Annotated in this window: 12 protein-coding genes and 2 pseudogenes; 11 read left to right on the top strand and 3 right to left on the bottom strand. The window is 37.9% G+C overall.

Annotated elements, in window-relative coordinates:
* The first annotated feature begins 626 nt into the window (after window positions 1-626).
* The 6 genes and pseudogenes from G337_RS29585 to G337_RS28705 all read left to right on the top strand — a co-directional run bounded on the left by G337_RS29585 (window position 627) and on the right by G337_RS28705 (window position 4,436).
* Window positions 627-890: a DUF4158 domain-containing protein gene (locus G337_RS29585; protein WP_084605464.1), complete on the top strand. Its 264-nt coding sequence runs from the start codon at window positions 627-629 to the stop codon at window positions 888-890.
* Window positions 884-1,340 (top strand): annotated as a pseudogene (locus G337_RS26560) (IS6 family transposase); the annotation flags it as partial. The gene G337_RS29585 and the pseudogene G337_RS26560, both read left to right, overlap by 7 nt.
* A gap of 386 nt (window positions 1,341-1,726) precedes the next feature.
* Window positions 1,727-1,924 (top strand): hypothetical protein, encoded by a 198-nt coding sequence (locus tag G337_RS0117530; protein ID WP_028865049.1) that lies wholly within the window; start codon window positions 1,727-1,729, stop codon window positions 1,922-1,924.
* A gap of 5 nt (window positions 1,925-1,929) precedes the next feature.
* Window positions 1,930-3,060: an RHS repeat-associated core domain-containing protein gene (locus G337_RS27840; protein ID WP_051303352.1), complete on the top strand. Its 1,131-nt coding sequence runs from the start codon at window positions 1,930-1,932 to the stop codon at window positions 3,058-3,060.
* Window positions 3,061-3,325: 265 nt separating this feature from the next.
* The gene (locus tag G337_RS0117520) at window positions 3,326-4,084 is read left to right on the top strand and encodes a hypothetical protein (protein ID WP_028865048.1); all 759 of its coding nucleotides are present in this window, start codon (window positions 3,326-3,328) and stop codon (window positions 4,082-4,084) included.
* A 49-nt stretch (window positions 4,085-4,133) separates the two neighbouring features.
* Window positions 4,134-4,436, top strand: a complete 303-nt coding sequence (locus G337_RS28705) for a Tn3 family transposase (RefSeq protein ID WP_342665403.1) — start codon at window positions 4,134-4,136, stop codon at window positions 4,434-4,436.
* Here the strand turns inward: G337_RS28705 and G337_RS26550 are convergent.
* Window positions 4,425-4,688 (bottom strand): annotated as a pseudogene (locus tag G337_RS26550) (transposase); the annotation flags it as partial. The gene G337_RS28705 and the pseudogene G337_RS26550 overlap by 12 nt on opposite strands.
* A gap of 65 nt (window positions 4,689-4,753) precedes the next feature.
* Between G337_RS26550 and G337_RS28300 the strand changes: the two are divergent.
* Both G337_RS28300 and G337_RS0117510 read left to right on the top strand, forming a co-directional pair.
* Complete coding sequence (locus G337_RS28300; protein ID WP_084605461.1) at window positions 4,754-4,861, top strand: helix-turn-helix domain-containing protein; 108 nt, start codon at window positions 4,754-4,756, stop codon at window positions 4,859-4,861.
* A 581-nt stretch (window positions 4,862-5,442) separates the two neighbouring features.
* Window positions 5,443-5,880 (top strand): hypothetical protein, encoded by a 438-nt coding sequence (locus G337_RS0117510; protein WP_028865047.1) that lies wholly within the window; start codon window positions 5,443-5,445, stop codon window positions 5,878-5,880.
* Between the two features lie 865 nt (window positions 5,881-6,745).
* Here G337_RS0117510 and G337_RS0117495 read toward each other — a convergent pair.
* Window positions 6,746-7,609, bottom strand: coding sequence for a hypothetical protein (locus G337_RS0117495; RefSeq protein ID WP_028865046.1), 864 nt, complete (start codon window positions 7,607-7,609; stop codon window positions 6,746-6,748).
* A gap of 241 nt (window positions 7,610-7,850) precedes the next feature.
* On the opposite strand from G337_RS0117495, the gene G337_RS0117490 reads away from it, so the two are divergent.
* The 3 genes from G337_RS0117490 to G337_RS0117480 are packed head-to-tail and all read left to right on the top strand — an operon-like array spanning window position 7,851 to window position 9,738.
* The gene (locus G337_RS0117490; RefSeq protein WP_028865045.1) at window positions 7,851-8,573 is read left to right on the top strand and encodes a tyrosine-type recombinase/integrase; all 723 of its coding nucleotides are present in this window, start codon (window positions 7,851-7,853) and stop codon (window positions 8,571-8,573) included.
* A 7-nt stretch (window positions 8,574-8,580) separates the two neighbouring features.
* Window positions 8,581-8,892, top strand: coding sequence for a hypothetical protein (locus tag G337_RS0117485; protein WP_028865044.1), 312 nt, complete (start codon window positions 8,581-8,583; stop codon window positions 8,890-8,892).
* Between the two features lie 15 nt (window positions 8,893-8,907).
* Window positions 8,908-9,738, top strand: coding sequence for a DsbA family protein (locus G337_RS0117480; RefSeq protein WP_028865043.1), 831 nt, complete (start codon window positions 8,908-8,910; stop codon window positions 9,736-9,738).
* Between the two features lie 316 nt (window positions 9,739-10,054).
* Here G337_RS0117480 and G337_RS0117475 read toward each other — a convergent pair whose 3' ends face one another.
* Window positions 10,055-11,221, bottom strand: a complete 1,167-nt coding sequence (locus G337_RS0117475) for a hypothetical protein (protein WP_028865042.1) — start codon at window positions 11,219-11,221, stop codon at window positions 10,055-10,057.
* Between the last annotated feature and the right edge of the window lie 412 nt (window positions 11,222-11,633).

Raw genomic sequence — 11,633 nt, 5'->3', positions numbered from 1 at the left:
GATCCAAGGGCATATTAACTATTATGGTGTGCCTTACAATGTCCATAAAATCGGTCAATTTGTTATTTTTTACGGGTGGAAACATAAAGCTGACCAGCAGTGAGAGCGAATTTCTAAGTACAATTTTTAGCGTTCAGAGTTAGTTCATTATCAACCTAAACACACCAGCTATAAGCCAGGCCTGCTATTAATATTTTCATCTCACTCACACATTTATAATATAATAGGTTCAAAACCTATTATAAATATTATTGCTAATGGTGCTGGTGCTTCCGCTTCTATTTGTTTTACCTTATTAACCTGCATAATTTATGCGAAATATTGTGTTTTTTCTTCCAGGGCTTCAATTGCGTGTCGTAAATGGCTATTGTTATGCAGAGCGCTCAATTGGATGTCTGTTAGACAGAGTATTGAACGGAGATCTAAAAAAATCTCCAGCGCGTATAGAACTATTAATTAAAACAAAAAACTGAAAATAAATAACGATGAAGGGGGGGGATATATATATTTGTTACATAATGTGTAACTACAGGTAGGGGGGGCGCCCATCCCCTCGAAATTAACCTTAAGAAGATTTTTTAACCAATCACATAAGCTATGATGATGAAAAATAACAACAAAGGTAAATCGTCATCAGTAAAACAACAACTAAACGGATTCAAATACTAAATGATTCCGAAATAAATGAGCTTTATGCTCTTCCTAACTTTAACCGTACAGACAGAGAAGATTACTTCTCACTCGATAATGAAACCAAAAAGCTTGTCAATGAGTTGAGACGGTTAGAAACACGGGCGTACTTTATTCTGCTTTTGGGATATTTCAGATCTCGTCCTATCGTCTTCAATTTTTCATTTTCCGATGTTGTGGCTGATCTTGAGTATACATAAAGATTAAAGGTAAGTGGGTTTATTACTATAGAGCCGTCGATAAATACGGCGCTATTATTGACTTCTATTTGAGTGAAACGCGTAATGAGCAGGATGCACAGGCCTTCTTTGATAAAGCAATAAAGAGTAGTGGCCTTACCAAGGAAAGTTGTTATCGATAAAAGTGGCGCGAATGCAGCCGCGTTAGACACCATCAATATTCGCCTTTGGTTGGGCGGGTACATGTTATGTATGATCGAAGTATTGGCGGTTAAATACCTCAATAATATTGTCGAGCAAAGTCATCGGAAAGTGAAAGGAAAAATGCATCAATGTTTAGGCTGGAAGTCTTGGATTGGTGCAGAATCAACGTTAGCGGATGTTGAAGTGTGCGCCATGATTAAACACGGACAGATGATTGATTCTGAAAGTATGACCCCCTGGGAGCAGTTTTATTCTCTCGCTGCATAATTGTATCTGAATAAAAGTGCATATCTAATTTAGAGCAATATAATTTTAGTTTGCGACAGACCTCACATTACTGCGTGGAACAGATCACTTAAAAGTGAGTGAAGTTTTTAAGGATAAACTTGAATTGAAATCCCATCTGTCAAAGTAGATGAACACTTATCAATAGCCTCTCACTTTACACCCTCTTTAGGATTAGTCAATAGTAGTCAATTTCACGGTTTTTTTGTGCGCGCCAAATCCCTACAGGTTACGCCATAGCTTATCCAAAGGATGATCATGAAATGGGTGAGGGTTTGCCCTTTTTTCCCGGTAAAAATCGGGGGAAAAAGCAAATCTGAGTCGATTTTATGGTTTTTTGTTGTGTTTAGAAGGGGAATAACTTGCAAATGAATATACAAACGGTGAGCATAGTAGTTATCAAAAAACAGCAGGTGCAGTTAGCTGCCGTACATGCAGGAGGAGAAAGCGCTCATCAATTTCTTATTCCTAATAGTCAAAACAGCGTGTTATCAACCTTAAGCGAGACAGACTCAGCAGAGCGTGAATACGCCAAACGTCAATACACAGCATATGGAGAGGACTAAGCATAATGAAAAATAATTCAAAACTATATCGTCCAACAGCCCAGCATCAAATGTCGCGCAGAAGCTTTATCAAACGTTCATCTGCAGTGGCAGTGATTTCTTCATTCGCTTCTTTATCACCTGGCCTAGCAGTCGCGGGGCAGTCATTATCATCTAGTGCATCCGGCAGCCGACTAGCAGCCAATACGCTAGGGTTTAACGGAGAGCGTAAAGACCCGGCTACCGGGTTGTATCATTTGGGTAATGGGTACCGAGTTTATAACCCCGGCTTAATGCGCTTTCATGCCGCCGACAGTATGAGTCCATTTGGAAAAGGCGGGGTTAATGCTTACGCCTATTGTCTGGGAGACCCTGTCAACTTACGAGACTCCACCGGGCACTTTGCTTTTCTCCCAATATTGGTAGGTGTTATCGTGGGTGCTGTAGTTGGAGCTGCAGTATCAGCGACAGCAGAGGGGGTTAAAGTTGCTGTAAGTGGCGGGTCTTTTGATTGGAAACAAGTAGCGATAGGTGCGGCTATTGGTGCTATTAGCGGTGGTTTTGGAGCGGGTGCTATAGGGGCTAAAACGTCAGTGCAAGTTGGACTGGCAGTGACGGATGCTGTGGTATCCGGGGCGGCAGACTTTGGATTAAGTGTTGCTACTGGCTCAAGCCTTAAAAGCGCAGGGATAAATGCTGGCATCGGAGCCTCTATTGGGCTGGTGACATTTGGTGCTGGAATGGGAGTTGGCAAGGTTTCGAAGTCATTATCTTCTGGATGGAAAAAAAGTCGATTGGCAAGGAAAAAAGGAATGACAGGAGGGGGCGGTAGTAGAACTGTGAATGAAGCTTATGGACCAATTTTTGGCCCTTTGACTAAAACTGAGTCATTCAACAAATATGGAATTTTTCATAATTTTACCGATCATGCAGGGGAAATAACAGGTTTACAACGAATAAAAGTGCGAGATCTATATAAAATAAATACTCTATCCCTCCAACAGCAAGCTAAGGTATATAATGATAAGATATCGGTTACAACTATGATGCTAATGAGCTCAGAAATTACCATTGGATCACAAATGCATCGTACTCTTATTGATGGAAGGCAGTTGCTTCTGGATGGACTTCACGATGTTGAAAGGGCTATTAGGTAAGTAAATGAAATAGCAAATTATTTTTTATAAACATTGATAAAAGTAAAGAGGAAAACCTATGCGAGACTATAAGAGTTTGCCTCATACTCGTGGATTTGTTGAAGTACTCAATCTAAGGGTTCTGTCGCAAAGTTGACGAAGTAAATCAAAGCTTAGTGCAAGTGGCGGGGCTTAGCAGGTAATAATTACCTAATTCTGCGGTCGCCCCTACTACACACTAACGTACAATAATTTCCGAATTCCCTCGTCACCCCTATCTGCATTTATGTTCCTGGTAAGAAAACTTACCGAGTCAGCTAAGGTTTTTGCCAAACAAAAAGTTGTAGAAGATATTTATATTGTTAGAACGAAACTAAAATCTGCCGGGAACTTATTAAAATATTTTATCGATGTCGACATGGATGATGAGTTAAGCTTTGGGGAAGTTAGAGAGAAAGCCTTCAAACTTCTGCCTGCTGAAAGCATTCGTCTATTAAGTGATCACCTTGATAATAATGATTTTGATGGCCGTGAATATGAATGGCAATTTATCGATAAACAGTCCAGCAAAGTTAGGAAGATAATTCGATCCATATTTATGTCCATTGATATAGAGTTCATCCACCTTAAAGATGAATTGGCCGAGCAATATGAGCTCTCACATCAGGAACTGACTAAATTCAAGATCATCAAGACAATTAATCTCGATGTACTACCTAAATCAGATCGTGTCTGTATGGAAGGTGAAAATGCAAGACAAATTGCCAACCGCTTTGAGTATTTTCTTTACCGAAAAGCCGAACAGCTCTTCCATAGTAATTTATTGACGGTGAAAGAAAGCGTCAACAATCGAAGCCTTGTCTCTGATCTAATCCCCAAAAAAGAATGGATGAATAAGAGTGGGATAATTGAAAAAACAGGAGTTGATAAACTAGTCGCCCCAATTAATCAGACCTTAACTGAAAAGTATCAACAGCTAGAGCAAAGGTTGAAGGAGGTGAGTAATCATATTTTCAGCGGTGATAAAGTGGTCAATCCCGAATAGTCGTTGGCAGCAATCTATCGATAATCCCCTCTATAATCAAATTCAGCACATGGGCATTGTTGAGCTGATGTCATTCGTGAATCAGAAAACGGGATTTTTAAACGCCTTTACTCACATTTCAGCGAATAAAGAAAAGGTACCAGTCAACGATGAAGATCTCATTGCCTGCATATTGGCAAATGGTACCAATTATGGACTATACAAAATGGCGAATATCTCTGATCGCTCAATGGGAAAGTTGCGGAACGTAGATGATAGCTATATTCGTCATGAAACATTGGGTAAGTCTAATGATCTCGTTTCTAATGCTATCGCTACACTGCCAATTTTTGGCTACAGTTGCTTTTTTTAAGATATCTTTCTCCATTTCGAGGCGTTTAACCTGAGCTTTTAATTTTCGGATTTCTTCCTGTTCGGGAGTTAGTTTTCCATTTCCCCTGAATGCTTACCCGTCGTCATTTTGATGTTCTTTGATCCATCGGCCAAGCACATTGGCATTTAGCCCTAAATTTTTGGCGGCTTCTGTTCGGGTATAATTCTGCTCTAAAACTAGACTGATGGCATCTAGCTTAAATTCCTTGGTGTATTTTTTTCTTGTGGTCATACCAGTAACTCCAGTTGAGGTTATTATCTCTTAACTGGGTTGTACAAATCCATTAGACCACGTCAGTGGAGGAACTTAAGCAACGGGTGGCAGCTGGAAGCAACAAAACCGCTTTGGCCAAAGAATATAATGTTAGCCGGCAGACGCTGTATTCCTATCTTAAAACTACATAAGTCATGTGAAGGTTTTATATAGTAGAAATAAGGTATATAGATAGAACCCATTGAGTACTCAACAGGTCATTTTACTTTTTCAAAACCGCTAAGGTTAATTTCGAGGGAATGGGCGCAAACCCCCAGGTAGAGTAAAAAAGACAGGGCTGGAATTTTCCGGCCCCGTCCAAAGCAAATCCAGATCATTTTCATATTTTTATATTTTTATATTTTTATAATATAATATTTCCATATTTCCATATCTCTAAAATACAGCTGTCTGTGTGCCTCCTTAAATCAGGTTGCGTGGAGGATTATTAGCTAGAATTTAAATCTGAGTGATGAACCTTAAAAACGTCCTGGTTTTTAAGGTTTAATGTTTATTGATAGATCACGATACCCCTTTAAAAACAAAGAGTTAGGCGTGACTAAGAGTCTAGTTGGCAACCCACTTAAAATGCAGTATATGCTCACTATTTGGTGCTTTAATATATTAGTGCGTTACAGTGTAACGAATAGCTTTGGAGTTATGCTTGTTTGCGTTACACTGTAACGGAAGTTGTTGCTAATATTCACAATCACCATTTAAGAGAATTTAAACTATGGAAAAAACTAACTCATTAAATGAATACATCGATGTGCAAGTAACTTGGGTAAAAAACCAGATCAGAAAAATAGAACAAACATCAGTAGATAGCGCGGGAATTTTTAAAACATTTTCGGTAGCAGCAAGAGCCTTTGAACAGCTTGAAAAAGATTTAATTATTGGTGAGCCTGACTTTATTCATTTCAGGAATACTCACTTGTCTAAAGTTGGGGTATCTAAATTAAGAACTACGCTGCGGGTATATAAAAATCGCCAAAAAAACGGGTATGACTTACAGGCCACTATTTCAAATACAGCTAGAAAGAACTTAGATTCGATTGTTGAGCAAACAAATAAGAGTAAAACAGAAGTTTTGAACTCGTTACTGATTTGTTTAGATCTAAAAAGTTACCAGGATATTACGGGTGATAATACTTCTGAAAACGTTATGTGATTGTTGATTGCTTGCCAGTAAATAATCTAATTCAGCAGGGTAGTTGGTAGCAAAAAGTTGCGATAAGTCATTTTATATTTTATATTTCTTCGTATAATGCTCGCGTAAAAGAAAAGCCCAACACTGCAATTCGCCAAAATTGCAATATTGAGCTTTGAATGTTTTATGCTCCTATGATGATTATGGTGATGTTATTTACAATTGATAACATACTAAAATCTACCAGTGCAGGTAGTGTAAAAGTAAAAGCTATTATTGAAGTAATAGCTGCGATTATTTCTCTTTTTCGTAACATTAGTAACCCTTAATGGTTTATGTAAAAGATATTGAACAGGTTCGTATTGCTAGAGACTTTACGAACCTTTTTTTTATGTTGAACACTTCATTTCTCTTTCTCCTCTTTTTTTTGTAAATTATATATTTATCACTATATCTTGTGGTAGCGAATCATACATAACACCATATGTTGAGTCTTGATATAAATCAAATTTAGAATTAGGTGTTAATTTAGTAATTTAAAAGATCCACAGCACTATCAAATGTAAGTAAAAGGTACTGTATTCAATAATATTTTTACTTTAACTTGTTGCAATTTCAGGAACGTATTTTAGTCATAATTAATGATGGTAGTAATCACTATCGGAACCTCGTTATTACTATTGGTATGTGGGAATTACAGTCGGCGTGAGGTGTTACAAGGATGAAAAATTTATGAGTGATTTTTTTTTACTTTTTTTAGGTGCTGTGCAGGTTAACAACCTGGTATTAATAAAATTTTATGATAGCAATACACCTTTACAGGTGTAGGAATATTAAAACCTGGCCTTGAACTACGTTAAATCACTATTGATAACATAAATTATCGTTACACTGTAACGCTTTGCTTTATGTAGATTTCAACAGATGTTGAAATTGGTAACTCAAAACGGCTCCCTGATTTTTTTAAGCTGTGTGGCCTGGGCGGTTGCGGCAAAACATTATTGATTTGAGCTTTATTATTCAAAATTATAAATCCAAATCTCACCCGCTCTGGTGGAATTTCATTGTTTGAAGTGAATAATCTTGCTCTATACTGTGCGCCAGTCGGCTCTCTAAATTGCAAGCTTTCAGCCTTAGCTAATGAAAACAACTCTTTCAAATTAATATCAAGCGATAACGAAACAATTTTGCTATCAGTAGTTCCCGTTACTTCAGCGGAACGTAAGCCAAACCTCTTTAAAATTTCTGCCTGTCCATTCATTTCATTTTTAACAAAGTCCAAATCTTTAGGCTCAATAACAAATACTGAACTTAACGATATTGTTTGTTCATCTTCCACATCAACAAGCAACTTTTTTTTGGAGGAAAAGGCTTCATTTATCGAAATGTTAACTTGTTTGATGTTATGTCTGAACAATGGAAAGCGGTTAGGATATTTAACGGCTGGTTCTTTGTTGTCGGTAACGGCCTGTTCAATCACGGCCTTGCTGTATCTTTCTTTCAGTTCTGAAAACAGTGTTTCAAATTCTTCATGATCTTCAGGATTATCTAAGCAGCAAATATGCCTGATGTTCTTAGGAGGCTTCGTTAATTGCTCGTCCTCAAGATATGAGCGGTACTTTAATAGTTCTTCAGGCTCAAGCGAATAGAGAACGGTAGAGTGATTATTAACCCAATTTAAAAGCATTTGTTCATGGTTAAAAAAGGAATGCCAAAGCTGTTTTGTTTTAGGCGATCTTTTGTGTCTCATACCAACAACCTCACTCTTTATGTTTATAATAGGCTTTAAACCTATGTTATTATAGTTCTATAAAAACAATATGCAATAACGTACATACTTTAGATGGTATTTGTAACCTCCCGTTTCACTACAACAGCACATATCTATAGCGTTGTATTAAAACAATCTAAAAATAATTTACCTGGGGCCGTTTTGGAAAATTGGAGCCGACTTATATAATGAATCCATCGAAACAAAAGGACTTTCCATTATGCTAAGAACAAACAAGCGAATAGATGAACGGCTAACGTTACAGAGAAAGTCTAATGGTGAACTAAAGAAGCGCAAAGAGGCTAGTCTACCTCCTGGCAACGCAGATGAAGCGAATAAAATATTTGATGAACTTTGGGAAATTAACCCTGTGTTGAGTTTATGTTGTCAAATGCAGTCGCTTACTGGTTTACGTTACAGTGACGCTTCATGGTTAAAGTTTAGTGATTTTATTGCTAGTGACGGACATTACTTTGAACATTTTGATTTAATTCAACAAAAAGTCTTCAACATGCTCATACACGATAAATATGAGAATGTAAGTGAAGCTCAGGCAATAAAAAGCAGTACCGTTCGCATCTATATTAATGACGCAATTAAAGATGTGATAGCTGAATGTAAGGTCATTAACGGAGAAAGTGAATACCTATTCTCAAACAAGCGTAGTGCATATCAAGATGAACAAAACGTGCGCAGAGAAAGGCCAATGAGCGTACATTCTGCATCCGAGCATCATTTGAATGTTCAAAAAAAGCTAAAGCTTGATTACCCGCTGGGTACACACAGTTGGCGGAAGTATTTTGCAAAGCTCGTACTTGATCATAATGGTACTGTTGTTGATGTGCGGGACTTGTTAGGCCATTCATCATTGAACAGTACCAATACCTATTTACAAACATTTGAAGAAAAATTAAAACCATTAATCCAAAAAATTAGACTTTGAGGGAATTATGGATAAAGAAATAAAGAGTAAATTACTAAAGCTCATTAATTATGCCGATGAACTAGGTTTACAGATAATTGGTGCAGCAACTCCTTGCAACAACACAGGCAGTAAAGGGTATGTGTTGTTTGATAGTGACAACATGGCAGGTCAATCTGAAACTCAGTGTGAGCCACTTCGTAATATCTCCCTGTTAATTAAGAACAATGGGGATCTGAACAAGTTTTTACTCGAAAAAGCTAAAATCGAACCTGATAACTCAGATACTATTAACAATGAGTTTTCTAAATACCCATGTATTTCAAAAGCATACCACTAATTTAAGGACGCAAACATGAAGACTGAAAATTCAAATAATACGCTTGTTCTTGGTACTCTGCTTACAAGTTTAGTGGCTATTGGCCTAAGCTCTTACGCTATCGTTCAGCTAGGCAAAGTTAGTGATGGTGCTAAAGACGGACAATCTGCAAATGCTGATTTAATAGCACTAAACGCTCAAAGTATTATTGAAACAACCACTGTTAAGAGTGAGGGTTTGTCAGATGATGAATTAAAAGCGTACATTATGGATAACCCTGATTTAATTATTAAGTCGCTTGCTAAATACCGCTTCACCCAAGAACAGAACGCGAAACAAATAGCCAAAAATAAAATTAAAACGTTTGAACCGCAGCTTTATGCCGACCTTAATGATCCGGTTTTAGGCAATCCTAATGGTAAAAAAGTGATTATTGAATTCATTGATAACAACTGCGGTTACTGTAAACAGGTTGCGCCTGTTATTGCTGAATTTGTAAGAATCGATCCTGAAGCAAAAGTAATAATAAAAGAGTTTCCTATTTTTCCACAAAAGCCTAGTTCTCGTTATTCAGCCTTAGTAGGTACGGCTATTTGGTTAAGTTCACCGGAAAAGTATTCTGCATTTCACCACAAGGTTATTAATGCCAAAGGGTTAAATAATGATGCCGTTGATTCATTTGTTAAACAAGTTGGTTTAACTATTGAAGAACTGACTGAACATTTCGATATGGCATCCAAACAGTTAGAAAAGAACAATACACTTGGCGCACAGTTGGAAGTAACAGGAACGCCAACGATATTTGTCCTGGGTGATAGAATTCACGGTGGATTTACAGCGCAGCAACTTAGTGAAATGTTCAATTAAAAGAATTTCAAAAAAATCCGTTTATTGGATAAAGCATAAATAGACATAGTGCATTAACGTTATACATTTGAACGCCCTCGAATGTATAGCTCGCCCTTCACGGGAAAATCGAACAATTCTATAACTGCTTCTAAGGCTTGGGACATATACGCCTTACAACATTTTTACTGATAGCATTGCTGTTACAGACATACACAAAAAAGGCCACCGGTTAGGCAGCCTTTTGGGAGTTCGTAGTGCGGAGCTTATGTGAAATGCAGATAAAAGCACTAACCAACCGTTAGGTGTTTATTACAACTGACTTGAGCGAGTAATATTATTTAACACCATTTTCTAGGAAAGGGTATTCGTTAAAACAGTTCTGTTGTGCGTCAGCTGAGCGTTTCCATGCGGCTTCCACATTAGCATACAGACCTGACACTGACGCACGAGCTTTACGTTCAGCGATGTCACGGTGGTAGTGTTTGCTGAAGTCGCGGAAGATTTTGTTCAGTTGTTTGTCGTACATGAACTCGGCTTGCTTAGCTTCATCATCAATCCACTGTGGGATATCATCCATACATTGCAAACGTTCGTCCAATCGTTTACGTGTCATTACGTCACGTTCAGCTTTTGTTTTAGCGTTGTTGTATGCTAGTTGTTCTGCAGCGCGGTGATCTAATACTTTCTGACGTGCTACACGAGCGGCTTCACGGCGTTCAGCTTGTTGCTTCTGGTATGCTGCTTTACGTTCAGCTTGTGCTTTCTCTTCTGCTTGTTGTTTTGCGACTTTAGTTGCTTCTTTATCTTGTTCTTCTGCTACTAGCTCCTTATCGCGATCAACTGCATTAGTTGAGTATTTTACTCGTTTCTCTGCCTTTTCCACCGCAATTTGTGCAAAACCATGCGTAGTAGTAAGGTCTTTCTGCTTAAAACCAGCCTGTTTACAATCGCCGGATGTATATACGCTATCGCCGAATATGCCTGTACCTAATTTACAGTCCGCTAGTATTGCGTTATTACTAGCTATATCAGCAACTGCTGTCTCATAACGTGCTACAGATGATGTTAGATATTTGTTATTCTTTCTAAGGTTATTACGCTCTCTAATCGAACGGTTCTTGCGTTTGATTTGGTCTCTTACCCATTCGCGGTGATCGTGTAGGTCCTTAAATGCAGCTTGGTTTTTATCGAGGCATATAAGTATTCCACCTAATGCTTTATCGTAACCTAACCAGTCATCCATCTTAACATCATAATGAGACACAGTTGTTGACATAGCTTTGTGCATTTCAATTGACTCGATGATGTTGCCAGCCATATCATGATTCACATCAACTTGGTTAGGCCAACACTGGTTAAGAGGTTGTTGTCCATTCAGGATGTGTTGTTCATTAACTGTTACGTTGTAGCTTGTTAACCAGTTACCGTCAGCGCCAGTAGTGCCAGCAGTAGCAGTTAGAGAAGCTGCAAGTAGTGTTGCGATCGTAAAGAGCCTTTTCATTTTGTAATCCTAAATGGGTTGTTCTTAGTAAGTGTGGCTATTATATAACTAATCGCACAAGGTGAGTAAGTACCATTGACCACGCCCACAGGACGTGATTTTAATTTTTAATAAAGATATAAGATAAATTATCTTGCATACTTGCAAATTCATGTATTTTTGGTCTATTATTTAGATCGGCATCCAAAACAATAAATACTATTGATTTGGACGTAAAAAATTAACAACGTGCAGTATATCAACAATGATTAAACGTTGACTTACTACGCTAAACACTAATTAGCCTGTGACTCGAAGTTTTTTGAGTCCACCTAATACCCTCAATTTGAGGGTAGCGGTCTTAGTAAGCTGTCAGGAGAATCCTGAGTAGAATTTAGCTTTGGTTAGCTTTTTTCGGAACGTACAGCACCGC

It is taken from the genome of Psychromonas aquimarina ATCC BAA-1526, assembly GCF_000428725.1.
GTDB lineage: Bacteria > Pseudomonadota > Gammaproteobacteria > Enterobacterales > Psychromonadaceae > Psychromonas > Psychromonas aquimarina.
This window is presented reverse-complemented; position numbering and strand designations above follow the sequence as displayed.

Coding starts and splice junctions, on each gene's coding strand:
- G337_RS0117530 (WP_028865049.1), top strand. CDS start 1,727: ATGAATATACAAACGGTGAGCATAGTAGTTATCAAAAAACAGCAGGTG.
- G337_RS27840 (WP_051303352.1), top strand. CDS start 1,930: ATGAAAAATAATTCAAAACTATATCGTCCAACAGCCCAGCATCAAATG.
- G337_RS0117520 (WP_028865048.1), top strand. CDS start 3,326: ATGTTCCTGGTAAGAAAACTTACCGAGTCAGCTAAGGTTTTTGCCAAA.
- G337_RS28705 (WP_342665403.1), top strand. CDS start 4,134: ATGGGCATTGTTGAGCTGATGTCATTCGTGAATCAGAAAACGGGATTT.
- G337_RS0117510 (WP_028865047.1), top strand. CDS start 5,443: ATGGAAAAAACTAACTCATTAAATGAATACATCGATGTGCAAGTAACT.
- G337_RS0117495 (WP_028865046.1), bottom strand. CDS start 7,609: ATGAGACACAAAAGATCGCCTAAAACAAAACAGCTTTGGCATTCCTTT.
- G337_RS0117490 (WP_028865045.1), top strand. CDS start 7,851: ATGCTAAGAACAAACAAGCGAATAGATGAACGGCTAACGTTACAGAGA.
- G337_RS0117485 (WP_028865044.1), top strand. CDS start 8,581: ATGGATAAAGAAATAAAGAGTAAATTACTAAAGCTCATTAATTATGCC.
- G337_RS0117480 (WP_028865043.1), top strand. CDS start 8,908: ATGAAGACTGAAAATTCAAATAATACGCTTGTTCTTGGTACTCTGCTT.
- G337_RS0117475 (WP_028865042.1), bottom strand. CDS start 11,221: ATGAAAAGGCTCTTTACGATCGCAACACTACTTGCAGCTTCTCTAACT.